This window comes from Pseudocolwellia sp. AS88 (genome assembly GCF_030551755.1).
In the GTDB taxonomy this organism is placed as follows: Bacteria; Pseudomonadota; Gammaproteobacteria; order Enterobacterales; family Alteromonadaceae; genus Pseudocolwellia.
Genome location: NZ_JAUPEC010000003.1, coordinates 123690 through 149985, shown reverse-complemented (window position 1 = coordinate 149985; position 26296 = coordinate 123690). Strand labels below are relative to the sequence as shown.

At 36.9% G+C, this 26296-nt stretch carries 24 protein-coding genes; 9 read left to right on the top strand and 15 right to left on the bottom strand.

Annotated features, from left to right (window positions below):
• Positions 1-67: 67 nt before the first annotated feature.
• Together tdh and Q5N69_RS03540 are read right to left on the bottom strand one after the other, a co-directional pair.
• Positions 68-1093 (bottom strand): L-threonine 3-dehydrogenase, encoded by a 1026-nt coding sequence (tdh, locus tag Q5N69_RS03545; RefSeq protein WP_304367474.1) that lies wholly within the window; start codon positions 1091-1093, stop codon positions 68-70.
• A 13-nt stretch (positions 1094-1106) separates the two neighbouring features.
• The gene (locus tag Q5N69_RS03540; RefSeq protein ID WP_304367473.1) at positions 1107-2306 is read right to left on the bottom strand and encodes a glycine C-acetyltransferase; all 1200 of its coding nucleotides are present in this window, start codon (positions 2304-2306) and stop codon (positions 1107-1109) included.
• Between the two features lie 304 nt (positions 2307-2610).
• Here Q5N69_RS03540 and waaA point away from each other — a divergent pair, with 304 nt between their 5' ends.
• Entirely contained in the window at positions 2611-3897 is a 1287-nt protein-coding gene (gene waaA / locus Q5N69_RS03535; protein WP_304367472.1) for a lipid IV(A) 3-deoxy-D-manno-octulosonic acid transferase, read from the top strand.
• 20 nt (positions 3898-3917) lie between these two features.
• Here waaA and Q5N69_RS03530 read toward each other — a convergent pair whose 3' ends face one another.
• Entirely contained in the window at positions 3918-5021 is a 1104-nt protein-coding gene (locus Q5N69_RS03530) for a glycosyltransferase family 9 protein (protein WP_304367471.1), read from the bottom strand.
• Positions 5022-5126: 105 nt separating this feature from the next.
• Between Q5N69_RS03530 and Q5N69_RS03525 the strand changes: the two genes are divergently transcribed.
• Positions 5127-5816, top strand: coding sequence for a 3-deoxy-D-manno-octulosonic acid kinase (locus Q5N69_RS03525; protein ID WP_304367470.1), 690 nt, complete (start codon positions 5127-5129; stop codon positions 5814-5816).
• A gap of 130 nt (positions 5817-5946) precedes the next feature.
• Here Q5N69_RS03525 and Q5N69_RS03520 read toward each other — a convergent pair whose 3' ends face one another.
• Complete coding sequence (locus tag Q5N69_RS03520) at positions 5947-6606, bottom strand: TetR/AcrR family transcriptional regulator (RefSeq protein WP_304367469.1); 660 nt, start codon at positions 6604-6606, stop codon at positions 5947-5949.
• Between the two features lie 196 nt (positions 6607-6802).
• On the opposite strand from Q5N69_RS03520, the gene coaD reads away from it, so the two are divergent.
• The gene (coaD, locus tag Q5N69_RS03515; RefSeq protein ID WP_304367468.1) at positions 6803-7285 is read left to right on the top strand and encodes a pantetheine-phosphate adenylyltransferase; all 483 of its coding nucleotides are present in this window, start codon (positions 6803-6805) and stop codon (positions 7283-7285) included.
• Between the two features lie 186 nt (positions 7286-7471).
• Here coaD and mutM read toward each other — a convergent pair whose 3' ends face one another.
• The 3 genes from mutM to Q5N69_RS03500 form a co-directional block, all read right to left on the bottom strand.
• The gene (gene mutM, locus Q5N69_RS03510) at positions 7472-8287 is read right to left on the bottom strand and encodes a bifunctional DNA-formamidopyrimidine glycosylase/DNA-(apurinic or apyrimidinic site) lyase (protein WP_304367467.1); all 816 of its coding nucleotides are present in this window, start codon (positions 8285-8287) and stop codon (positions 7472-7474) included.
• 162 nt (positions 8288-8449) lie between these two features.
• Positions 8450-9655 carry a putative zinc-binding metallopeptidase gene (locus tag Q5N69_RS03505; RefSeq protein ID WP_304367466.1) on the bottom strand — a complete coding sequence of 402 codons (1206 nt, stop codon included), beginning with the start codon at positions 9653-9655 and terminating at the stop codon, positions 8450-8452.
• A gap of 97 nt (positions 9656-9752) precedes the next feature.
• Positions 9753-10520 carry an SHOCT domain-containing protein gene (locus Q5N69_RS03500; RefSeq protein WP_304367465.1) on the bottom strand — a complete coding sequence of 256 codons (768 nt, stop codon included), beginning with the start codon at positions 10518-10520 and terminating at the stop codon, positions 9753-9755.
• Between the two features lie 471 nt (positions 10521-10991).
• On the opposite strand from Q5N69_RS03500, the gene Q5N69_RS03495 reads away from it, so the two are divergent.
• The 5 genes from Q5N69_RS03495 to Q5N69_RS03475 all read left to right on the top strand — a co-directional run bounded on the left by Q5N69_RS03495 (position 10992) and on the right by Q5N69_RS03475 (position 20249).
• On the top strand, positions 10992-14300 hold the full coding sequence (locus Q5N69_RS03495; RefSeq protein ID WP_304367464.1) for a DUF2126 domain-containing protein: 3309 nt from the start codon (positions 10992-10994) through the stop codon (positions 14298-14300).
• Between the two features lie 116 nt (positions 14301-14416).
• Entirely contained in the window at positions 14417-16927 is a 2511-nt protein-coding gene (locus Q5N69_RS03490; RefSeq protein WP_304367463.1) for a circularly permuted type 2 ATP-grasp protein, read from the top strand.
• Complete coding sequence (locus Q5N69_RS03485; protein WP_304367462.1) at positions 16924-17802, top strand: transglutaminase family protein; 879 nt, start codon at positions 16924-16926, stop codon at positions 17800-17802. The genes Q5N69_RS03490 and Q5N69_RS03485 overlap by 4 nt, the downstream gene beginning before the upstream one ends.
• A 49-nt stretch (positions 17803-17851) precedes the next feature.
• Positions 17852-19312 (top strand): circularly permuted type 2 ATP-grasp protein, encoded by a 1461-nt coding sequence (locus Q5N69_RS03480; protein ID WP_304367461.1) that lies wholly within the window; start codon positions 17852-17854, stop codon positions 19310-19312.
• 1 nt (position 19313) lies between these two features.
• Positions 19314-20249 (top strand): alpha-E domain-containing protein, encoded by a 936-nt coding sequence (locus tag Q5N69_RS03475; protein ID WP_304367460.1) that lies wholly within the window; start codon positions 19314-19316, stop codon positions 20247-20249.
• Between the two features lie 116 nt (positions 20250-20365).
• Here the strand turns inward: Q5N69_RS03475 and Q5N69_RS03470 are convergent, their stop codons facing one another.
• The 8 genes from Q5N69_RS03470 to radC all read right to left on the bottom strand — a co-directional run bounded on the left by Q5N69_RS03470 (position 20366) and on the right by radC (position 24905).
• Positions 20366-21265 carry a RimK family alpha-L-glutamate ligase gene (locus Q5N69_RS03470; protein WP_304367459.1) on the bottom strand — a complete coding sequence of 300 codons (900 nt, stop codon included), beginning with the start codon at positions 21263-21265 and terminating at the stop codon, positions 20366-20368.
• A gap of 27 nt (positions 21266-21292) precedes the next feature.
• Positions 21293-21781, bottom strand: coding sequence for a hypothetical protein (locus Q5N69_RS03465; RefSeq protein ID WP_304367458.1), 489 nt, complete (start codon positions 21779-21781; stop codon positions 21293-21295).
• Positions 21782-21962: 181 nt separating this feature from the next.
• Entirely contained in the window at positions 21963-22118 is a 156-nt protein-coding gene (gene rpmG, locus Q5N69_RS03460) for a 50S ribosomal protein L33 (RefSeq protein WP_126670413.1), read from the bottom strand.
• Between the two features lie 9 nt (positions 22119-22127).
• The gene (gene rpmB, locus Q5N69_RS03455) at positions 22128-22364 is read right to left on the bottom strand and encodes a 50S ribosomal protein L28 (protein ID WP_304367457.1); all 237 of its coding nucleotides are present in this window, start codon (positions 22362-22364) and stop codon (positions 22128-22130) included.
• Between the two features lie 251 nt (positions 22365-22615).
• Positions 22616-23020 carry a hypothetical protein gene (locus Q5N69_RS03450; RefSeq protein ID WP_304367456.1) on the bottom strand — a complete coding sequence of 135 codons (405 nt, stop codon included), beginning with the start codon at positions 23018-23020 and terminating at the stop codon, positions 22616-22618.
• Positions 23007-23675 (bottom strand): AAA family ATPase, encoded by a 669-nt coding sequence (locus Q5N69_RS03445; RefSeq protein WP_304367455.1) that lies wholly within the window; start codon positions 23673-23675, stop codon positions 23007-23009. The genes Q5N69_RS03450 and Q5N69_RS03445 overlap by 14 nt, the downstream gene beginning before the upstream one ends.
• A 79-nt stretch (positions 23676-23754) precedes the next feature.
• Entirely contained in the window at positions 23755-24072 is a 318-nt protein-coding gene (locus Q5N69_RS03440) for a PilZ domain-containing protein (protein WP_304367454.1), read from the bottom strand.
• Between the two features lie 143 nt (positions 24073-24215).
• The gene (gene radC / locus Q5N69_RS03435; protein ID WP_304367453.1) at positions 24216-24905 is read right to left on the bottom strand and encodes a DNA repair protein RadC; all 690 of its coding nucleotides are present in this window, start codon (positions 24903-24905) and stop codon (positions 24216-24218) included.
• A gap of 106 nt (positions 24906-25011) precedes the next feature.
• On the opposite strand from radC, the gene coaBC reads away from it, so the two are divergent.
• A complete protein-coding gene (gene coaBC, locus Q5N69_RS03430; protein WP_304367452.1) occupies positions 25012-26220 on the top strand; it encodes a bifunctional phosphopantothenoylcysteine decarboxylase/phosphopantothenate--cysteine ligase CoaBC in 1209 nt (402 codons plus the stop codon).
• Positions 26221-26296: the final 76 nt, after the last annotated feature.

The following is a 26296-nucleotide window of genomic DNA, read 5'->3' as shown; positions in this document are numbered from 1 at the left end:
GAAAATTGTTTCGAGGGCTATTTAAAGATAACAGCCTAAAGCTTTCATTTTAGGCTGTTTGCAGGGATTAGTTCCAGTCTAGAATCACCTTACCTGATAAACCCGATCTCATTACATCAAAACCTTGTTGAAATTCATCAATAGCGTAATGATGAGTAATAATAGGAGTGAGATCTAAACCTGATTGGATCAAACTGGCCATTTTATACCAAGTTTCAAACATTTCACGGCCATAAATACCTTTAATAGTGAGTCCTTTAAAGATAACTTTGCTCCAATCAATCGCCATATCAGTACTAGGAATACCTAACATAGCGATTTTTCCACCGTTGTTCATGTTATTCAACATGTCAGTGAAAGCCGTTGGTACGCCAGACATTTCCATGCCCACATCAAAGCCTTCACTCATACCCAATTCAGACATCACATCCGTTAACTTGGTTTTGCTGACATCAACAGCGCGAGTAGCACCCATTTTTAAAGCTAAGTCTAATCGGTAAGGGTTTACATCAGTTACAACAACATGCCGTGCACCAACATGCTTAGCAACCGCTGCCGCCATAATACCGATAGGCCCTGCGCCGGTAATTAATACATCTTCGCCCACTAAATCAAAAGATAATGCGGTATGTACAGCGTTACCAAACGGGTCAAAAATTGCAGCTAAGTCATCAGATATTTCGTCCGGTAATTTAAAGGCGTTATAAGCTGGTATCACTAAATACTCAGCAAATGAGCCCGCACGATTAACACCCACACCAACAGTGTTTCGACATAAATGTGTTCTGCCACCACGACAATTTCTACAGTGACCACAGGTAATATGACCTTCACCTGAAACTCTATCTCCGATGGTAAAGCCTTTAACTTCTTGACCTATATCGACAACTTCGCCAGCATATTCATGACCAACAACCATAGGTACTGGTATAGTTTTTTGTGACCATTCATCCCAGTTATAAATATGAATGTCAGTTCCACAAATGGCAGTTTTGTTGATTTTAATAAGCAAATCATTGTGGCCCATTTCAGGTTTAGGGCTATCGCCCATCCAAATACCTGGTTCTGCTTTTAACTTAATTAATGATTTCATGGTTTGCTCAGCCCTACTTAAGAATATTCATTGATTGACCAATACGAATAAAGGCTTGAATGGCATGATCTAATTGTTGTTTTGTATGTGCCGCTGAGATTTGTGTACGAATACGCGCTTGGCCTTTTGGCACAACAGGGAATGAAAAACCAATTACATAAATGCCTTCTTCAAGTAACTTGTTAGCCATTTCAGTCGCAACAGCAGCATCACCTAACATAACAGGAATTATCGCATGATCTGCACCACCGCAAGTAAAACCAGCAGCTTCCATTTGTGTTCTAAAATATTGAGCGTTTTCAATCAGCTGTTTACGTAAGGCATCGCCATCTTTTAATAACTCAATCACTTTAATTGATGCATTAACAATAGCGGGTGCTAACGAGTTAGAAAATAAGTACGGGCGAGAGCGTTGACGTAACCAATCAACCACTTCTTTCTTACCTGAAGTGTAACCACCTGAAGCACCGCCCATCGCTTTACCTAGTGTTCCGGTAATAATATCAACACGACCCATTACGTCACAAAACTCATGACTGCCTCTGCCTTGTTCACCGACAAAGCCTACAGCATGAGAGTCATCAACCATCACCAAGGCATTGTATTTATCAGCTAAATCGCACACGGCTTTTAAGTTTGCGATAACACCATCCATTGAAAATACACCGTCAGTGGCGATCAATTTAAATCGTGCGCCAGCAGCATCAGCATCTTTCAAACATTGCTCTAATTCTTGCGCATTATTATTCGCGTATCTAAAACGTTTGGCTTTACATAAACGTACACCATCAATGATTGACGCATGATTTAATGCATCGCTAATAATAGCGTCTTCTGGGCCTAATAAAGTTTCAAATAAACCTGCGTTAGCATCGAAGCAAGACGAATATAAAATCGTATCTTCCATGCCTAAAAATTCACTTAGCTTTTGTTCAAGTGTTTTATGGATATCTTGCGTGCCGCAAATAAAGCGTACTGACGCCATACCAAAACCATGCTCATCTAAACCTTCTTTTGCTGCTGCTATAAGATCAGGATGATTAGCTAAACCTAAATAGTTATTTGCACAAAAGTTAATAACTTGCTCACCACTGGTTACAGAAATTGAAGGCTGCTGAGCTGTAGTTATAACTCTTTCAGCCTTATATAAACCGTCAGTTTTTACCTGTTCGATTTGACTGTTAATGTGATTATAAAAAGGCGATGTACGCATAATATTTAACGCTCCACTTGCTTAAAGTTAATAGTGAATGTACAAATGCTGATAATATTGAGTTCAGCTTAAATTTAGCTAGTTATTAATTTAATACCAACTATCTTGATAAAACATTGTACGCTATAGCGCACAAAAAGAAAGTAGCACCTAAATTTGATAAATCACACACTGTAAACTTTTATCACCAGTGGCTTATTTAAACGATTAAATTAGCAGTGTTATTAGGTATACTAAAACTGAACTAGGGATCCACTGTATGACCCAAAGTTCAGGCTCCCTACTTCTATCAAAGAGAATATTTGTGAAATACTTTTTATCTTTACTCTTCTACCGAGTTTTATTTTTCATCTTACTTCCCGTATTACTGCTCGTATTAGTTATTCGATCTAAAAATCATCCAGAATATCGTCAACGCTTATTTGAACGCCTAGGCTTTATTGATAAAAAGCTAAGTAAAAACGGTATTGTTATTCATGCCGCTAGTGTTGGTGAAGTTATCGCTCTTAAAGCTTTTATAGAAAAACTATTAATTAGCCAGCCAGATACCCCTATTACCGTTACAACCTTCACGCCTACAGGTTCTGCACAAGTTGAAAAGTTATTCTCAAACAGAGTTCAACATTGTTATTTACCTATCGATTCATTTATTAGTACTTGGCTGTTTTTGTCACGCCTAAAACCTAAAGCTGTAGTGTTTATGGAAACAGAGTTATGGCCTAACTTGATCGCGCAATGTCATAATAATCACATCAAGTTATTGCTAGTAAATGGTCGTTTATCAACGAATTCTATGAAGAGTTACAAAAAGCTAGCTTGGTTAATTTCACCGAGCTTACAAGCTTTTGATCAAATACTGACACAAAGCCAAATAAATCAAGACAACTTCACAGAATTAGGCGGTGAAGAGATTGCCTGTGAACTTTCAGGCAACTTGAAGTTTGATATTTCAATCACAGCAAGTATTACCAGTAAACAAGCTGAGTTAGAAAAATTTGTAGTAGGTAAACGTAAGTTATGGGTTGTTGCTAGTACACATCCAGGTGATGAAGATATTATTTTAAAAGCCTTTCAGCCTCTGCATCAACAGTACCCAGACTTACTACTTGTAATTGTTCCTCGCCACCCTGAACGTTTTTCTGATGTAGCTCAAATGGCTATAAATGCAGGTTTTACTACCTGTAAGCGTAGTGAAAACACTCAGGTAGATACAGCAACTGATGTTTGGGTACTAGATACTTTAGGTGAGTTAATGCCAATGTGTGCATTAGCTACGGTTGTAACTATGGGCGGAAGTTTTAGTCATATTGGCGGACACAATCCTTTAGAGCCTGCACTGTTTAAAAAGCCCGTTATCGTTGGCGCTAATATGAGTAACTTTACCGAAGTTATGCAGCAACTAACTGAAGCTAACGGCATAGTACAACTTCAGGGTGTTAATAATGAAAGTGAGTTGGTTCAGGCAATAACAGAGCTATTAGAAGATCAAGATAAGCAGTTAGCCTTTGGTGAAAATGCGTATAACGTGGTACTAAAAAACCAAGGAGCCAGCGACCGGTCACTAGCTCATTTGAATAAACTAATTAGTTAATAGATGGTTTGAATTGAGCTTCAAAATCTTGATTCAAACTTCAATTCACCTTTCGTTTCAAGTTCAAGGGAATAGAAATCTTCAACCACCAAGTTAATTTTACTTTTAACTTGCTCAATAGTGACTCTATCCATTAGGTCGTTTCCTTTAGCTCGAACGCCCCAAGGCAGTTGATTGTGTGGTTTGCCTTTTTGCTCTTCAATCACTTCATAGTAACAACTGGCTACATACTTTTGATATAAATAAGGTCCTACTTTGCGTGGATTGTTATGGGCATACAGGCTAACGACAGGTGTGCCAACGGTAACAGCCATATGCGCAAGATAAGTATCTGGTGCAAGGTTAATATGAGCAAGTTTTAACACGGCTAATAATTGTTTAACCGAAGTTTTACCAACTAAGTTAAGAATACTAGCTTCACTTTGCTGGCAAATATACTCAGCTAATTGGGCTGCCATTGCAGTTGAAGCAGCACAAAGTACTACACGAAACCCTAATTGATCTAAATAATTAGCCGTTTGCGCATAACCTTCAACATGCCAATTACACTCGGCTTTTTTTGCCGCTAAGCTAATAACCGCAATAGGTTTTTGCTTGCTTGAAAATAAGGTTTCATGCGCCCATTGTTCATCGCTTTCGGGGATGGGTATATCCCAAACAGGTTCGCTAACCGTTAATCCTAGTGCTTGGGTAAATCCCATAAAATCATCAACCAAATGGGCTTTAGTTTGAGGTTGAATTTTGTAGTTGGTAAATATCCATTGACATTGTTTTGCACGTTTTCTGTCAAAACCTAGTTTAATCTTAGCTGGAATAAAAAAACTAACGGAGTTTGCACGCCAGTTCGCTTGCATATTAAGTAGAATATTAAAGCTTTGGCCTTTCATGTGTGCCCGAAAATCGCTATATCCTTTTAATCCAGCTGATTGGTCAAAAGAAATAATTTCTATTTTCTCTAAATCTTTAAGTAAACCGGCCTCTTCTTTACCGCACACCCAAGTAATTTGAGTATGAGGCCATTGTTTCTGAATACTTTGAACGGCAGCAACAGAGTTACAGACATCACCGATGTCTGATAAATGCAAAACACATAAATTTTTTGGCGCTGCTAATTGACCCAGCATAGATGATTCACCACAATAGAGAGATTAAATCCGTATAATTGGTCTATTATCTTGAACCCTTCAACAATTGTAAAACCCTGTAGCAAAAAAGTTTATGAAAACAATATGATATTTTGTTTTTATGATGAAAGCGAAATAGAACATTTTTCACAAGACTTACTAGATAGTGACTACTGGCAAAGCAATAACAAGGTTGTAGGAACAGCACAAGGTAGAGGAACCACTTGGTTTATTGAAGTAGATAATAAACAGTGGGTACTAAAACATTATTACCGCGGTGGTCTTATAGGTAAATTTAACAAAGATTCTTATTTATTTTCTAGTTATGAAAATACCCGAGCTACAAAAGAATATGAGTTGTTAAATCAATTACGTGCTTTAGATTTACCGGCCCCCAAGCCTATTGCTTGTCGTGTTATAAAAAATGGTTTGTTTTATAAAGCTGATATTCTTACTGAGCGTGTGTGTAACGCACAAGACTTGATTTCATTCCTTATTAAGCAAGCTGTAAATGCTGATTTATGGCATAAAATAGGTAAAACGATAAAAGCCTTTCATGATCACAACATTTATCATCACGATTTAAATATTCATAACATTTTAATTGATGATCAAGAGAAGGTTTGGCTTATCGACTTTGATCAAGGTGAAATAAGAACTGACTCAACCAGTTGGAAAGAAGAAAACATGAGTCGATTATTGCGCTCATTTAATAAAGAAAAAACAAAGTTAGAAGCGCTGCATTGGCAAGCCAATGAGTGGGATCTATTAATGACAGGTTATACAAGCGAGTAGTAGAACGTAAACAATCACATACGAATTGTGAGTTTGTCGTGTAAATTAATTCTTTAATATCAGAATAAATTCGGCTGTTTTAAACTCGTTACATAATTTAAAACAGCTTTTTCAGTTTACAAAGTATGTTCTAGGCAGTTTCAGACAAGCTAGCTTCTAAGCGTTTACGGTACATTGTACGTGCAGCTAAAAATTCATCTTTAGCTGAGTCGCTAATGTACGGATGAATAATCACTAATATCTTCAAAACACCTTGGTAAAATACCGAGTCATTGATTTCAACATCGTTATTTTGCGTTTGATAAAAGCTTAACCAGAAAGTGTTTACTATACGAAGAATACTTACAATATCAGCTAAGTCAGCATCATCAAACTCCATCATTCCTGCGCCCTTTAATGAAATCAAAAGCTGGCTAACTCTATCGCCAATAACCGTTTGAACTTCAACAAATTTAACATGTAACAATGGATTTTTTGCCAGTAAAACCGGTAAGTTACTGTAGAAAAAACGAAACTTCATCATGGCTTGGAAAACCATATCCATGTAAAGAATAATAGAATCTAGCGGTTTAACTTCGGGCGATACTTCAGGCATGCTTTCTAATAAAAGAGTTCGAGCATATTCTTCATAGATAGAGAGAATAATGTCTTCTTTATTACGGAAATGGTAGTAGAGATTCCCTGGACTTATGCCGAGATCAGCCGCGATATGATTCGTGGTAACATTTCTTTCGCCATGTTCGTTAAATAGAGCGATGCTAGCCTGAATTATTTTATCACGAGTTTTCATTTATCTCACTTTTGGTTTATAAACTTTCTAAAAACTGATCCAACTATATTACTACCAAATACGACAAGGATGGAAGTTTTTCGAGTAATTACTTTATATTTAAATTGTTTCTAAAAATTCTGCCGGTAATTGTCTTTTGAATTTAAGGCTGTTGCCCCTTACAATAGCCCTCAATATCCTTAAAGTAGATTATTTAATGCCTATAAAAGCTATATATCCTGGAACATTTGATCCAGTAACCAATGGTCACACTGATTTAATCACACGTGCGAGTAATTTATTTTCTGACGTTGTTGTTGCTGTAGCATCTAACCCAAGTAAAAAACCTTTTTTTGATTTAGCTGAGCGTGTTGAATTAATTAAAGAAGTAACTAAAGATTTACCCAATGTTACAGTAGTGGGGTTTTCAGGATTATTAGTTGATTTAGCTAAAGAGCAAAATGCGTCAGTTTTAGTGCGAGGCTTACGTGCAGTATCAGACTTTGAATATGAATTTCAACTTGCTAGTGTAAATCGCCAGTTATCACCTAATTTAGAATCCATATTTTTAACACCTTCAATAGAAAATGGCTTTATCTCTTCCACCATAGTAAAAGAAGTAGCACGACATAATGGCGATATAACAAGCTTTGTTCATCCAGCCGTAAAGAAAGCTTTAGACAAGAAACTAAAGCCTTAACTCCTAGAAGTTCTTATCGATAATAATACCAATTTGAATAAGTAACCTGAAATTAGATAGGTGATTATTTTTATTGAATTTGATGACATTCATTATCCCGAGTTGAGGTTAATTAATCAACTTGGGATAACTTCGTCTATTACCGTAACTTAACTGTGTTAATAAATTTTATTATTATTCCAAGGTTTAGTTTTTTTGGCACTTTGGACAAAACACGGTTGCTCTACCTGCTTGTTTTATTTCTTTTAAGGCTTCTTTACAGATAAAACAAGGCTTACCACCTCTTCCATACACCAAAAGCTCTTGCGCGAAATATCCTGGTTTACCATCTGCTTGAGTAAAATCTTTCAAGGTTGTGCCACCTTGTTCTATTGCATGAGCTAACGTTTGTTTAATATGTTTTGTTAATTCAAAGTAGCGTTTTTTGGAAATTTTTCCGGCGAGTTTTTTTGGATCAATGCCCGCTTTAAACAAGCTTTCATTGGCGTAAATATTACCCACCCCCACAACAACATGGTTATTCATAAGAAACGTTTTGATTGGAGAGGTTTTGCTACGAGACATTTCATATAAGTAATCATCAGTAAAGTCTGAAGATAAAGGTTCAGGTCCAAGCTTTTTAATTAACGGATGTTCGTTAATATCTTCGGTTATCCATAATACCGAACCAAAACGCCGAGGGTCATTTAGTCTCAATGCTAAGCCATTTGCAAAAACCAAATCAAAATGATCATGCTTAATAACAGGGGTATTTTTATCTATAACCCTAATAGTACCTGACATGCCTAAATGCAGCATTAATGTACCTTTAGATGTTTCTAGTAATAAATATTTAGCGCGGCGTTTAACAGAAAGAACTTTTTCATCACAAATTTCCGAAATGGTAGGGGTAATTGGCCAACGCATTTTCGCATTACGGACAATAACCTCACTAACATTTTGGTTTAATACATGGGGTTCTACACCTTGCCTGCAAACCTCTACTTCTGGTAGTTCTGGCATAATATATTTAAATCTCTAAATTTTAGCGGCCCTAATATTAAATAGCTCAGTGTTAGATGGCAACGTTTAATATAAGAAGCCGTATGATTATATCTATTGATATTGTACTAACACGATGTGATTTTTATCAAATAACCTCAACGAGTGTTGAGGTTATGTTGTTTATTTTTTACTAATTTTTTCTTTCTTTTTTTCTGTTGGTGCGATCTTGGGTAATAAGTGAAGTTTATTGTGTATGGCATAATGCACGAAAGTAAGCTTAGTACGCACGGCTTGAGTTAATACAAACGGATAAGCATCTGCTAAGCCCATACTTCTATTTAATGCATTAAGCATCACCGAAAAATCCATCCAAGTATCTAAAATATTATTAAAGTCTGTCTGTCTTAAAAAATAAGAAGTATCTTGAGGTAAGTTCAGTTCACCAAACTCTTCAATATCTTCTTCTGCATCTTCTTCAATAACTGACGTTGAACCTGTAATTGAGAAATTTTGTGCAGTTTCTAGGGTATCAATGATGTGCATATAATGCGCCCACGTTTCTGCCCAGTCTTCATAAGGATGCATAGTCGCGTATTCACTAATAAAAGTGTCTCGCCAATTTTCAGGTGCACCATTTTTGTAATGCTTATCTAAGGCTTCTTGGTAATCTAGTTGGTCATCGCCAAAATATTGTTTACATAAGGCTTGTTTTTCTGGTGTTGGCATAATGATTAGATCAAAATAATAATGCCCTAATTCATGACGAAAATGCCCAAGTAACGTACGGTAGCGTTCGCCCATTGCATGTTTTGTTTGTGAACGAGAAACATCGTCTGCCTCAGCTAAATTAATAGTGATATGCCCACAATTATGCCCAGTTAAAACAGCTTCATAACCAGTTAATGGACTAGCAAAATGGTCGTTAACATCTCGGTCGGTTATAAAATCAAAACTTAAGCCTGCCTCAGTATTTTCAGTATTATTTTGCAGCGGGATGGGTAATGCTTTTAATGTATATAAAGCACGGCGTTTAGCGGCCTCCATCTTTTTCCACAAAGGAATATGTTCAACAATACTTAGATCAGGTACGGTTTCGTTAAAGCGACAACCAAAACACAATACTTCTTCATTATCGGGATCAGGTACAAAAGTTGTTAAATTAACCATGCCATTACAAGCATTATAGTGTTCGTTGTTATCACACTTTCTGTACTGCACTTGCGGTTGCTGTGCTTTAAAAAACAAACCTGTTTTAGCGTCCTGTTCATAAGGTTCTACTCGATCAAAACTATCATCTATGCCTACTGTTCTAGCACAATTGAGACATTGATTACTTTCAAAAAACAAAATGGGTTTATCTGTACAAGTACATTGAAATGTTTTCATAGTTAATTTAATACCAGATTGATAAGGGACACTTACTTTAAATATGGGTGGATTGCCCTGTATTTAGATAATAAAGGGCTAATTGCAGGGTTTAGTCTTACTTTAATAGTTCTGCTTTTTTGGCATTGAATTCGCTCTCAGTTAACACGCCTACATCACGTAATTCTGCCAATTTCTTAATAATTCCTATCATTTGATTAGTCGTATTATATTGTGAATTAGTTACTTCATTTGTTTGCTCAAAATTCTGAACAGGCGCTTGTGTTGGTTGCGGTTCTTGAACTGGTTGAGCAAAATTAGTTTGCGGGGCTGGGGCTGGTGACGTTCCAGAAACTAAAGGTAAATTATTAACACTAATGGTTCCCCATTGACTGTTAAATGTAAGCGAGTCGTTGCCTCCTTGTTGTTGACTTACACCACCAATGTTATGGTCTAGTGTGTCATAAATAGAAACTTGTCCATTTAACTCAACAGCCAGTCTATTAGGGAACACGGCATAACGGGTATTGTTTTGTGAGCCGCTACTAGAAGGGCTACCTAAATCCATAGGCCACCATTGGCTGCTACCCGGTGTACCAGCGGCAACAACAGGAAACACTTGGTTATTCGATAATATATTAGCAAGTTCATTACAAAGGTTGTCGACCGTTGTTTTTAACCCATTATTAAACATATCACCTACCATGGTCATTCCACCTCGCATCCATTGACCCGAGCCACCTAATTCAGGACAGTTAAATTGTGCCATCGAACAGCCACCATTATTAACTGAAACTAACATATGAACTACTGCATCACGGCTTAAACCATAACGTGACGCAATATCATTGACTAAGTTTTCACCAACATTTGTTAGCTTTTGCATGAGGAAATATCCTATTAGGTAGATTGATTAAGCTATTAAAAAGCGCTTAAGTGAATGAAAGCAGAGGCGCTTTTATTTGTGTGTAATAATGAATCACTTCCATGAGCAGAAAGTATTCGAAGTATGCTCATATTATAGCATTGTTGTTGAGCTTAATCGCTGCTTTATTGTTAACTATTTTTTAAATATCTATACAGGTTTATTTATTTTTTATAAGTCGATAATTAAATTATAAAATTTAGAAAAAGTGCTATCTTAGTGCATATTTCTGCACCATTGAGGCTATTATTTATTATTTTATTGCTGCCTGTTAATAATAGAGTACTCTTAAATCGATTATTTACAGATATATTGTGATTAAAGTGTTTGTTTTATTACGTTTATATAACTGGAATAAATCTTGCAAAAATTTACACTCAATAGCATTTCCATGTTATTCATGTAGGCATACCATCAAAGGGGAATTAGTCGATGACAATTACTGTAGGTATTTCGCACCATACCGAATATAAATATGACCGTTCTGTAAATATGGGGCCGCATATATTTCGTTTACGTCCTGCACCTCATAGCCGTACCAAAATTAAAAGTTATTCTTTAAAAATCACACCTGAAGATCATTATATTAATTGGCAACAAGATCCATTTGGTAATTACCAGGCAAGAGTTGTATTTAACGAGTCAACAACAGAGTTTAGCTTTACTGTTGATTTAGTTGCTGAAATGACTGTTATTAATCCCTTTGATTTCTTTTTGGAAGAATATGCTGAAGAGTTTCCATTTGTTTATGACAAAATATCAAAATCTGAACTCACTCCCTATTTAAAAAAACGTAAAGCTAGCCCTAAACTTTTAGAATTAATAGAATCGTTAAAACCTGAAAAACCTATACGCAGCGTTGATTTTTTAGTTGCTGTTAATAAGGTGATATATGAATTAGTCGGTTACGGTATTCGTTTAGAACCTGGCGTACAAACACCTAATGAAACACTAAACAAAAAAACAGGCTCTTGTCGTGACTCTGCTTGGTTATTAGTTCAATTGTTCCGCCATTTAGGCTTAGCTTCACGATTTGTTTCTGGTTATTTAGTGCAATTAACCTCAGATCAAAAGTCGTTAGATGGACCAAGTGGACCTGAAGAAGATTTCACCGATCTACATGCTTGGACTGAAGTTTATATCCCTGGCGCAGGCTGGATTGGACTTGACCCTACCTCTGGGCTATTTGCTGGTGAAGGACATATTCCATTAGCTTGTACTCCAGAACCAAGCTCTGCTGCACCGGTTACCGGTGGAATAGATGACTGTGAATCTGAATTCAGTTTTTATAACAAAGTAACACGTGTTCATGAAGATCCTCGCGTAACTAAACCTTATTCAGAAACACAATGGACTGCGATAAATCGTTTAGGCCAACAGGTTGATAAAGTTTATACCGAAGAGGGTATTCATTTAACCATGGGCGGAGAGCCAACATTCATCTCTATAGATGATATGGAACACCCGCAGTGGAATACGGATGCTGATGGTGCAGAAAAAAGAGTCTTAGCTCATAATTTATTTTTAGAAATGAACAAAGTCTACACTAAAGGCGGATTTACTCATTACGGGCAAGGTAAGTGGTATCCAGGTGAATCTTTACCTCGTTGGCAATATGGTTGTTACTGGCGTAAAGATGGCGTGGCGCTCTGGAAAGACTCTGCCTTGTTAGCTGATCCAAATAAAGACTATAAATTAGATCATACCAATACCAAGGATTTTGCTGAGAAACTAACGGCTGCATTAGGGTTAGGAAAAGAAGCCCTAACAACAGCTTATGAAGACATTCTCTATCATCTATGGCAAGAAGCCTCTTTACCAACCGAAGTTGGCCCAAAACAACCTGAGTTATTAGATGCAATGAGCCGTAAAGGTTTATTAGCAAAAATGGAACAAGGCATAGAAAAACCTATAGGTTATGTTCTGCCTTTACACTGGAATGATAGCAAACATTGCTGGCAATCTTGTAAATGGGAATTTAAACGTGGTTACTGTTTCTTACTACCAGGAGAGTCACCATTAGGCTATCGCTTACCTTTAGATAGCTTACAATGGTCTGATAATATTATTGATCGCGACCCTTTTGATATCCCTGATAGTTTTGCCAAAATAAAGAAAACTAAAAAAGGGTTTATTGGCACAGAGATGATTAAAACTGCTCTTGTGCTTGAAGTAAGAGAAGGCCGTTTATATGTATTCATGCCGCCAACCAGTCACTTTGAGCATTATTTAGCGATTTTAACTGCTGTTGAAAGCGTAGCTAAAGAATTATCAATACCTGTTGTTATTGAAGGTTACACTCCACCTAAAGATAGTCGAGTTGAAAAATATGCAGTAACACCAGATCCAGGTGTTATTGAAGTAAATATTCATCCTTCTATATCTTGGGACCAGCTAGTTGATAGAACAACAACCTTATATGGTTTAGCTAAACAAGCGCGTTTAGGTACTGACAAGTTTATGGCTGATGGTCGTCATACAGGTACAGGTGGCGGTAACCATGTGACTTTAGGTGGCGAAACACCTGAACAAAGTCCATTTTTACGTCGACCAGATATTTTAAGAAGTTTTATTACGTATTGGCAGCATCATCCTGGATTATCTTATCTATTTTCTGGTTTATTTATTGGCCCAACAAGCCAAGCACCACGTGTTGATGAAGCCCGTGATGAAATATTGTATGAGTTAGAAATTGCTTTCTCACATATGCCTCAAGGCGAAGTACCAGAACCTTGGTTAGTTGATCGATTACTTCGTAATTTATTAGTTGACTTAACGGGTAATACGCATCGAGCTGAATTCTGTATTGATAAGTTATATTCTCCAGATTCAGCCACTGGTCGTTTAGGTATAGTTGAATTTAGGGGCTTTGAAATGCCTCCACATGAACAAATGAGCTTAGTACAAATGTTATTACTGCGTACTTTACTCGCTTGGTTCTGGAAAAAGCCTTATCACAAACCTTTAGTGCGTTGGGGAACAGAATTACATGATAAATTCTTATTACCACAATACGTTGAAAATGATTTAGCTGAAGTGTGTCGTGATTTACAACAATCAGGTTTTGGTTTTCAATTAAATTGGTTAAATCCTTTCTTTGAATTTAGATTCCCGGTATGTGGTACGCGTGAACTTGATAATGTGACCTTGGAGCTTAGAACAGCTATTGAACCTTGGCATGTACTAGGTGAAGAGGCTACTGGTTCAGGTACAGCTCGTTATGTTGATTCATCGTTAGAGCGAGTACAAATCAAAGTACAGGGTACAATGAGTGATCGATATGTTGTTACTTGTAATGGCCGTCGCGTTCCACTTAAACCAGTTAAAGGTAAAGCCAAAGATGAGATGGTTGCAGGTATTCGTTATCGTGCATGGCAGCCACCAACAGCATTACATCCAACCATTGGCGTTCATGCTCCTCTTACTTTTGATTTAATTGATACATGGGAAGGCAGATCTTTAGGTGGTTTTGTTTATCATGTAAGCCATGCTGGAGGCCGAAATCCTGAAACTTTACCTGTTAATGCTTTTGAAGCAGAGGGAAGAAGAGTTGCTCGCTTCTGGGAACATGGTCATACACCTTCATTATTAAGCTCAGACGAACCAAGCTGGACACCATCAGCAGTTGTACATAGCTTCAAAAATGCAGGTGTTAGTGAGTTTGTTGTTCCTGAAGAAGAAAATATCAACCAAGATTATCCTAATACTTTAGATTTACGTCGACAGCCAGCCTTTAAATAAGCAGTAATGACCATATCATTCCACTTTATAATTATTTAAAGTGGAATGATCTTATTGTTCCCCCCATCTATACCCTATAATGACAATTATTTACTCAAAAATGGAGTATGTTCAGCTTGTATATTAATGATACTACTTTGCCTGAATGGTTATCCTTATACCTTAACAACTCTCATGAACATGATGAGTTAGTTAATCACAGTGGCTTAAATCCTGATCATTGGGATGCTTTATTTAATCGTTTGTCTAACTTAACTGCTGAAGATATTAACAGCCGAGCAATTGAAATTAATCAATTATTACAAAACGGTAATATCAAGTATGAAAGTAATCAGCAATGCCAATTTGATCCATTACCTTTTATGTTATCTAAAGATGATTGGAATTCAATTGAAGCCGGTATTAAACAAAGAACAACCTTATTAAACAAAATTCAGCAAGATATCTACGGCGAACAAAAATTACTTGTTGATGGCTCTATTCCAGCACAAGAGTTATTCAAAGATAAAAGTTACCTTAGAGAAGGCTTTAGTCTGCCAAGTAACGAATTAAAGTTATTTTTTACTGCCGTTGATATATATCGAACACCTACTGGCGAATTTAAAGTATTAGCGGATCATTGCCAATGCCCTCTAGGTTTAGGCGTATTATTAAAAAGTCGCATTATAGCTCGCCGTGTAATGGCTGAAGAGTTTGCTGAATGTAACGTACAACAAATTAAAAAGTTTTTACGTGCGTTTCAAGAAACCATTAATGAATATACCCATTATATGGATGACCCACGTATTGTTATTCTAACGCAAGGCATAGATGATCCTAATTATAACGAACATGCATTTCTCTCAACTTACCTCGGCTACACTTTAGTACAAAGTGCAGATTTAACCGTTAGAGATGGTGAAGTATGTTTAAAATCATTACAGGGATTAGGAAAAGTTAATGTTATTCTTCGTTGGTTACCTGATAGTGGTATTGACTCATTAGAACAGACTGAATATTCATTACATGGCATTCCTGGATTATTACAAGCTGTTAGAGAAGACAACGTTAAAGTATTAAACCCTTTTGGCAGCGGTATATTGTCTTCACCTGCCGTGCAATTTAACTTAGATAAATTATCGCACAACTTACTGCAAGAACCTCTTCTATTAGGGCAACGAGCTTACCACGATGTAAAAGATGCTGATTCATTAGACTTAAGCACACTTGAGTTAATGAGTTATCAAGACCCTACTTTTAAATTAGATGGGAGCACAGACGCTGAAGCAATAAAATTAGCGATTCATAAAGATCCTGAACAGTTTTATCTTCAGGATAAACCCATTTTCAGTAGCGCACCTTTTTGGGAAGGTAACAAACTGGTAGCTAAACCCATAGTTTTCAGATGTTATGCCTTAACTACCGAGCATGGAGTAAACGTATTACCGTCTGCATTATGTTTCTCGATTGATGATATCCACTACCCTAGTATTTCTGGTGGGATAAAAGATACTTGGATAAAAACAGATGGAAAAATCGGCATAGTTGAACCCCATGCTATAACGCCTGTTCGAAAAAGAAGAGATGTAACCTTATTAGAAGGTGTTATTTCTAGCCGAACAGCTGAACATCTTTTTTGGTTAGGTCGTTACTTAGAGCGATGTGAAAACACTGTCCGTATTTTGCGTATTTTTATCGATAGATGCACAGAGCTATCTATTTATTCAGATGTGATGCGACAAACGATAGTTACCAGACTATATACAGCAATACGCACACAACATATTGTTTACCCTTATGTTGAACAAGATTTGGTATTACAAGACTGTAGTTTAGAACAAGCAAAAAACATGGCTTTCGAATTATTAGGCGATGAACAATGTGCTGGCAGTATCATCAATACATTGAAATATTTATCTAATGCCGCTGTTCAAGTTCAAGAATTATTATCTTACGATAGTCGACGTATTCTGGATGATATTGGCGTTCAAATTAACGCTTTAAAAATGAGTACCGCAAATAAGTCATCACGCACATTGCAAAGTAGTCTAGATAAAATAATAGGCGCTATTATGGCTTTTAATGGGTCAATTGCAGACTGTATGCCTAACAGTAACGGCTGGTTCCTGTTGGAAATGGGTCATCGTGTTGAACGTAGTTTACAAATAACGTCATTAAGCGCCGCCTTGTTGACTGAGGAGCTAGAAGAATCTGCAGAAATCGGCTTATTGGAGTCAGTACTCACTTGCCAGGTAAGTTTAGTTACACATAAACGTCGCTATCGAATGCATCAAAGTATAGGTACAGGTCTTGAACTGTTATTATTAGATGCTGAATACCCTCGTTCGTTGTTATTTCAATTAGAACAAATTAGTTTATTGTGTCAGCATTTACCTACTAAACGACGACCTGGTGTTATTGCTGCTCATGAAAAAGCTATTTTATTATCCAAAACAACTTGTTATGTAACAGAGAGAGATTATTTACAAAAAAGTACTGAGGCTAAACGCCAGCAGTTAGTTGAATTTAATCACCATATTCGAAGTAACTTAGATACCTTTTGTGATGTATTATTACTGCAATACTTTTCCCATACACAAACAGCTAATAAATTGAATTGGACCAATATTGAGCAAGCCCAATCGTGAAATATAAAATAAAACATTCTACTACTTATAAGTACGCTGACTTTGTTAGCCTGTGCCAAAACCAAGCACGCTTAACACCAAAAACTAACCATAAACAGATATGCCATAGTAGTTATATTGAAATCACACCATCAACAAGTTATTTACGTGAATATACCGATTATTTTGATAACAAAGTTACAGTCTTTGAGATAGCCAAACAGCATAAAAAACTTACCGTCACTATGGTGAGTGAGGTGGAATTATTGGTTAAACAAGGTAGCAATTTAAGCAGCTTTGACATGCCTTGGAAAGATGCACGAGATTTATTGGCAGAACCTAAAACACGAGATTTATTAAAAGTTTCTGAATTTGTATTACCCTCTCAATTAACACCTTTAGAAAAAGGTATACAAGATTATGTACTTGAGTCTTTTACGCCGGAAATGAACTTGATTGAAGGCTGTACAAGTTTAATGGCACGAATTTTTCATGATTTTCACTATGATCCTGGTTTTACTACAATTAGCACTCCTTTAAGCATTGTTTTTGCACAAAAAAGGGGCGTTTGCCAAGATTTTGCACATTTTGCGTTGGCTTGTGTGAGAAGTATTGGTCTAGCAGGAAGATATGTCAGTGGATATATTGAAACACTTCCACCTGAAGGCGAAGTGAAGTTAGAAGGTGCAGATGCAACACATGCTTGGTTTGCTATTTATGTGCCTAACTACGGTTGGGTTGATTTTGATCCAACAAACAATGTTTTACCGACTGAGCAACATATTACTCTAGCGGTAGGGCGAGACTTCTCAGATGTTACTCCACTTAAAGGAGTAGTCTTTGGAGGTGGTTCTCAAGTGTTAGATGTGGCGGTGGATATGCTTCGATTAGAGTAATGTTTATACGACGACATATTAAAATGAGTTAATAAAAGGCGGGAATTGCATGGAAATTGATTGGAAAGCGTACCAAACAAATGGTTTTTTTGATGAATTGATTGACGCTAAAGGGAATATCAGACTACACGGGAAGCAGTTAGCTCAGTTTTTTTCTAATTTATCGGCTGAAGAGTTAAAAAAAGCCCGAGCTGTTGCCGATTTAGCCATTAAAGAGATGGGTATTAGCTTCACCGTTTATAATGAAGGCAATATGATTGATAGGGCTTGGCCCTTTGATATTATCCCTCGTACCATTGGCAAAAAAGAATGGCAAGGTGTAGAAATTGGTTTAAAGCAACGAACTGAAGCACTAAACCTATTTATTGATGACCTATACCACGACCAAAAAATTATTAAAGATGGTGTATTCCCAAAAGGCTTATTAGAAAAGTCTGTTAACTTCCGCCAACAATGTGTTGGTATCAATCCCCCTAATAAAATTTGGGCACATATATGTGGTTCAGATTTAGTGCGCGACGGCAGCGGCACTATGTACGTGCTGGAAGACAATCTACGTGTTCCTTCAGGTGTATCTTATATGCTTGAAAATCGCTCGGTAATGAAGCGTGTATTTCCTGAACTATTTGAACAAGTCTCAATTTTACCCGTTGACGATTACCCTTCACAATTGTTTGATATGTTGGCTGCAATGTCACCTCGTCCGCAAGATAAACCTGAAGTGGTTGTATTAACACCGGGTGTCTTTAACTCAGCTTATTTTGAACATTGTTATCTTGCTCAAGAGATGGGTTGTGAATTAGTTGAAGGTCGCGATCTTGTTGTAGAAAAAGATGACTGCGTTTACATGAGAACAATCACAGGTTTACAGCGAGTTGATGTTATTTACCGCCGAATAGACGACTTATTCTTAGATCCAGAAGCCTTTTTACCTGATTCACAGTTAGGTGTTCCGGGATTAATGCGTGCTTGGTCTAAGGGTAATGTTGCTTTAGTTAATGCGCCAGGTGCAGGTGTTGCAGATGACAAAGTCGTTTATGCTTATGTCCCTGAGATGATTAAATATTACTTAGGCGAAGAAGCAAAATTAGCCAATGTTCCTACCTTTAAATGTCTTGATCCGAAAGAATGTGATCACGTGATTAAAAATATCGATAAGTTAGTTGTTAAACCTGCTAATGAATCGGGTGGCTATGGGTTATTGATTGGTCCTAAATCCACTAAAAAAGAACAACAAACAACGATTGCACAAATAAAAGCAGACCCTCGTAACTGGGTCGCTCAACCAACATTAGATTTATCAACGGTTCCGACTTTAGAAGAAGATGGTGTTACACCGGGTGGTCGTCATGCTGATTTAAGACCTTTTATTTTATCGTCAGGTAAAGATACCCAAGTAACGACAGGTGGCTTAACTCGTGTTGCTATGGTGAAAGGGTCATTAGTAGTAAATTCATCACAAGGTGGCGGTAGTAAAGACACATGGATTGTAGACGAAGAGGCTAAATAATATGTTATCAAGAGTCGGTGAAACTTTATATTGGATGTCTCGCTACATTGAACGCGCAGAAAATGTTGCTCGCTTAATTAACGTGAATAATATGTTGATGATGGATTTACCTAAAGGGGTAAGTACTGGCTGGGAACCCTTAGTCGACATTATTGGCGCACGAGAATCTTACCTAGAAACACATACAGATTTCTCAGAGGCCAAAGCATTACGCTACTTGTTAGTTGGAAAAGATAATTTTTCTTCTATTTTAAATTCTATTATCTCCGCTAGAGAGAGCGCTCGAACTATTCGAGACGTTATTCCAAGAGATGTGTGGGAAGAAATAAACACCTTATATTATTATGTAAAAGATCATCAAAACGAAGGTTTAACTAAGCGAGGAAGATTTGCTTATTTAAAAGCCATTATTGATGCAGCACACCAAATATTTGGTGCTTTAGATGCAACTATTAATCATGATTTAGGTTATACCTTTATTCGTCTTGGACTAATGATTGAACGTGCTGATATGACATCGCGCATATTAGATATTCGCTCTGAAACCTTAATTGTAAGTGAAGAAGCTAAGCCTTTTGAAAACATACAATGGATCAGTTTATTACGCTCATTAAGTGCATACCAAATGTATCGCCAAGAGATGGGGGTCCGTGTTCAACGCTCAGATGTTATTCAGTTTGTTATGCATAGTGATGTTTTCCCAAGATCCATCTTGTATTGTTTAGACCAAATGAAGTCATTAATTTCACCTTTACCTAATTCGGCTGAAATAATAACCTCTATAGATAAAGCGATTAATGAGTTGAAAGCAGAAGATGTGCGAGCCCTGCAAAAAGGACTTTTACATAATTACATTGATGAAATTCAGCTGAAGTTAGCAGGGATCCATAATGATGTAGCTGAACTTTATTTTTTAAAGCTAGCTGAAACAGAGTAATACCAGAAAGAAGTGAGTAGACGTTCTATGCTCACTTCTTCTCTTCAATAAGTGTTTTTGTTACCCGCCCAAAAGAAAAGTTAAAAGTACTTACTTTTCATGTCAAGACGTCCTCATTACAGACTCGTATAAGTTTGCATTTTATCAACAAAAGCTTGAGCAAAGCGTTTAGGCGATTCTGCATCCATATTAAAATATAAAGAAGGCTCTATAAGTTCAGCTTCCATTAATGCAAAAGATGTTTCATCTCTCACATAATCGAGGCGCGCATAAAGCGGCATATCATGAATGTTAGCTATAGCAGAAAGTGTTTTTTCAGCCTGTTTTAACAATTCGGCTTCAGGTTCAACAGTAGTTAACCTACCACCATGCTCTTCTTGCACTCTAAAATCGTCATTCTTAGGTGTTTTAAGGATTGTATGACTGATGACCCCATTAAAATAAAACACCGAGAATTCGCCCTCTTTTATCACGCTTTCCATAAAGGGTTGCACCATAAAAGCTTCTTTGTTAAAGATCGAGCGTAATTCCGGCAGATATGTTTCAAAATTACTACGTGTTAGCCAAAAAGTATTATCAGCATTTGCTGAAATTCTTGGCTTGATAACTAGCTGCTCGGTTTTAAAGTAATCAAAATATTCATTTACCGCTTCAGTCGATAATGCTTCTTTCCAAAGCGTTGGAACTATATTGATCTGATTTTCTTCAAGCTCTTTCAGATAAATTTTATCTATGTTCCATTCAACAATAGCCAAACTATTTTCAAGAACAGCCGATGAACTTTCGATATCAGACAGCACCCTTAAAAAGTCTTCGGCATGATCTTGATAATCCCAAGGCGAACGAATGATCACAGCATCATAAGCATTCCAGTTAACATTTTTGGCTTTCCACGAAATAGTATGTGTTTGCCAACCTAAAATCTTTAAAGGTTCATCAATTAAGTCATCGTAAACTTCAAAGCCTTCTAAAGAGTCCATACTTAAAATCACACATTGTTTTTGAGGTAAGTTCACATTGTTACTCCTTATATAAAGTTACTGCTAGGCTGAAAAAATTTCATTCGGAACTAGCTGAGAGAAAATAGCCAAAGGAAAAGACTTCCATACTTGAGTGCTTCTATTATGAATTAACAGTTCGGTATCGGTGGCAAATAAATTTAAAGTATACGGTTCTGTTTGGTCTGCAAGTTCAATATTTACAACCAATGCCATCTTCTCATCGATTACAGGAGGACTTTTGACTGTGTCGCCTTCACTATTTTTCCATGATCGCATCATTTGTTCTAACGCCTGTTCATTGAGAACGGCAGGAGTTGCACGCCAGTTTTTACCAATACGTTCAATGACCACATTATGAGAGAAGGTTAACGTTAGAATAGTTTCATGAGCTGCAAACAAAGTCGCTTGTTCAACTTCTGATGCGCTTTCACTACCAGAAAAGATTTTATTGTTGGTAACATTAATTAATAAAATAAACGCCATTACAGAAAAAATGATGACGTTATTCCAGCCTGCACGCGATAGTTTCATTATAGATCATACGATAGTTTAATTAAGGCTGAATAGTATCAAACAGATGGATTGATTGCACCGCTTAGCAAATACATAAAGCCTGCTTTATGAGTATGCTCATACAAATGAAGTGACAGAACTTTATTTTAGGCAATAAAAAACCCAGCCTGAGCTGGGTTTTTGAATAAGCAGTTATCAATTACTTGATTTTAGCTTCTTTGTAAATCACGTGTTGACGAATTCTAGGGTCAAACTTTTTGATTTCCATTTTTTCTGGCATAGTCTTTTTATTCTTATCAGTAGTATAAAAATGACCTGTTCCAGCGCTAGATACTAAACGAATTTTATCACGCATAATGGTTCCTTAAATTTTCTCGCCACGGGCACGGATATCAGTTAAAACTGCATCAATACCTTTCTTATCGATAATACGCATTCCTTTCGGAGTTAAACGTAATTTAACGAAACGATTTTCGCTCTCAACCCAAAAACGGTGAGATTGAAGGTTTGGTAAAAAACGACGACGAGTCGCGTTTCTTGCGTGAGAACGGTTGTTCCCTACGACTGGTTTCTTGCCTGTAACTTGGCAAACTTTAGACATGTGAGTCACTCCAAATATTAATTTCAGCTCGAGCTATATTTCCCCAAGACCGTCGCCTCGGGATCCTGAAAAAGGTGGCATATTATAGAGAAACTGAAAAACTATTACTAGTCTTTATAAAGATCCTATTGAAATAGTATTGATATTTATTAAATTTCAATAGGTTACAAGGCAAATAAGAGGCTAAATGCCACTAATAAAGTACACTTTACACTTTATTTATGCACTTTTTGCATGAAAGTTAGACTCTATCAGTCTATTTTCGATCCTAATAGTTTGTGTAATTTTATTTGTTGGTCTTCATTACACAACTCATCAATTAAAATACGTAGAATATGTGATTTGGCTAATTTAGTCTCAATAGCAAGTTCTGACAATTGTTCTATTGCCTCTTCACTTAACGTAAAAGTGGCATGTCGAAATGTTTTCTTTGTACCCAGTTTTGACTCTTGATCTTTATTGTTTTTCTTATCAGCAACATGTTGTTTTGCTGCGATAATAGCCTGAGTTAAATTTAACTGGTTGTTAAGATCACTACTAACAATCTCAGGCGTACCTTTAGCATAATTTTCTGCATCGGAGATAAACTCGTCTACAGTAAACTTTCTTCTTTTGTTATTGCCGTCCTTGGATTTTTTAAGATCACTTAAACTCATGGGAGTTATCCGGTTTCATGGCGATTAATTCTTCGGCAATTGAAATCATTTCTGCAGCAGCTTTGCCATCAGGTTCAATTTCTATAACAGAAGAGCCTTTCTCTTCACTATCATCATACACATTACGGTTAAACGTAACGGCGTTTAATACGTTAATACCATATGAGCTACACACTTCCTTAGCTTCTAAAATACGACCTGCCTGATTGGGTAAGGATGGACATTGCGTAATAACGAACGAAGCTAACATTTTAGGATTAACCATTTTACAAGTACTGAGCATATCTTCCATATGCGGTACTGTTTTCAGATCGCGTCGTTTAGGCCTTAATGGAATAATGACATGATCAGCAACTGACATAGCAGCACGCAAAGCTAGATTATCTTGCCCACCACAATCTACAATAACGTAATCATAATGTTGATTTAAGCTTAGTAAATCATTTCTTATTTTTCCATATAGCTGAATACAATTTATCGCAGGTAAAGTTGGATCGGTATTTCTTGCTTGTATCCAATCTGATGTCGTTCGTTGTGGATCACAATCCACCATTAAAACAATGGCTTCTTCTTTTTTAGCAAAATACACTGCTAAATTTTGTGCAAGGCAACTTTTACCACTACCACCTTTTTCTCCACCTACTAATATCATCATTACCCATTTCTCCTACGATCACTGGTCAGTGATACAAAAATAATTATTATTTTAATTTTGAGTTTATATTTTCTATTAACTACTTAGTGTTTTCATCAAGACGTAACGCTATTTCAAACCAACCATTTTCTTGTTTAATACAACGTATAACACGACCATAGAGCTTTTGACTATTTGGATTAGCTGATTTAAAAACAATTTGTGCAGGTGTTTGCACTTCAATCGCTTGATCACAATCAAGTTTTAAACCGCCCCGAGAAAAATCAAGACACACTATTTTTTTATTACGTTCAATACCATCATTACCAGTCCATACAATATCAACTAGCTCTTTTTCCATATCTAAACGGAATGACTGACGACGTTCTGCTTCTTCAGTTTGCCTATCTTCAGACATATAAAATTCCTTAAACCTGTCATATTCTTATATAAAATTAACGGTCATTGGCTTGAGTTGCAACTATTTTAAGCTAAACTTTTAATGGTAAATTTTGCCCTATATGGTTATTTAACAAGCTATCAACATTGTATTAACTCCCATTAAACCGAACTAAGGTTATTAAGCTCTCCATGTTCCGCAAACGAGTAGCATTGATGCCCTGCGATAATCATATGATCTAAAACTCTGACATCAATCAAACCCAAAGCATTTTCTAACCGTTGAGTGATTTGCCTATCGGCTCGGCTAGATTCAGCAATACCAGAGGGATGGTTATGAGACAAAATAACCGCTGCCGCTTGATGCTTTAATGCATGCTCCACCACAATACGAGGATAAACAGCCGCCGAATCTATGGTGCCGTAAAATAGACGTTCAAATTTAATGACTTGATGCTGATTATTTAAAAAAAGTACAGCAAAAACCTCTCGGGTTTCATTGCGTAATTCACTGATGAGGTAATTTTTAGTGGCTTGAGAGGAAGTGAGTTCATGCCCGTGTTGCAGTTGTTCAGATAAATGCCTTTTCGACATTTCTAGGCAAGCTTGCAATTGAGCATACTTAGCTGAGCCTAAACCTTTACGGGAACAAAACTCAGTTTCAGAGGCTTTGTAAATAGCTGAAATACTGCCAAAACTCATCAATAACTTACGAGCTAATTCAACAACATTACAACCCTGCACACCTGTTCTTAGGAATATTGCTAATAACTCAGCATCGCTTAAGCTAGCAGCACCTTGGTTTAGCAGTTTTTCTCTAGGTCTTTCTACGCTTGGCCAATCTTTTAACATATCCGCCTTCCTTGCATAAATTTTAATCAATATTGACAATTTAATATATTATCGATTAATGCTATCTTAACAACCCCTTTGTTTTAAATAATATGTGTAGTAGAAAATGCTAAAAGGCAAAAATATTGTGCTTGGTATAAGTGGTGGCATTGCTGCTTATAAAACACCTGAACTTGTACGTCGCTTAAAAGAGCACGGTGCTAACATTCGCGTTGTAATGACAGATGGCGCTAAAGCTTTCATTACTCCATTAACACTACAAGCCGTTTCAGGTAATGCTGTGTCAGATAGTTTGTTAAATACAGAAGCTGAGCTCGCTATGGGTCATATTGAGTTAGCTAAGTGGGCTGATCTCATCCTTATTGCCCCAGCAACTGCAGATCTTATTGCACGCATTACACATGGCTTAGCAAACAATTTACTGACCACTATTTGCTTAGCGAGCGATGCACCTTTAGTCATTGCGCCAGCCATGAACCAGCAAATGTGGCATGCACAAGCGACTCAAGATAACATCAATATTTTAAAATCACGTAATATCACTCTTTGGGGGCCTGGAGCGGGTGAACAAGCCTGTGGCGATGTAGGTTTAGGGCGTATGCTTGATGTACCAGATCTTGTAAAACTTGCATGTGATTTCTATAAAAATGACAATGCAACTAAGGTATTAGTTGGTCAACATTGGGTGATCACAGCAGGTCCTACGCGTGAAGCGATTGACCCTGTAAGATATATTTCTAATCACAGTTCAGGAAAAATGGGCTATTCAATTGCTCATGCCGCACAACAAGCAGGAGCCAAAGTAACGATTATTTCTGGTCCTGTTAATATTTCTGCACCGCAAGATTGTGCAGTCATTAATGTAGATAGCGCCAGAGACATGCACAAACACGCAATATCCCTCGCTGAACAAGCCGATGTATTTGTTGCTTGCGCTGCTGTTGCTGATTACCGTGTTGCTGAGGTTGCTGATCATAAAATCAAGAAGACAGCAGATAACGATAACCTGACCATTGAGCTTGTTAAAAATCCAGATATCGTGGCTGATGTTGCTTCATTAACCAATAAACCTTTCACAGTAGGCTTTGCCGCAGAAACACAAGATGTTGAGCAATACGCAAAAGCTAAACTAGCACGTAAGAATTTAGATTTAATTTGTGCAAACAATGTTTCTTTAGCTGGGCAAGGCTTTAACAGTGATGATAATTCGTTAACTTTATTTAGCGCTGATGATGAAGTTCATTTACCGCTGACAAGCAAAGCAGAATTAGCTAAATCTTTAGTGTCAGAAATTGCTAAAAAGTATGTTAAATAATACGTAAAACATACGATTTTATTTCTTCTGATAGTAAGTAACCACATACGCCAGAATTATTAATTTAAATATACTG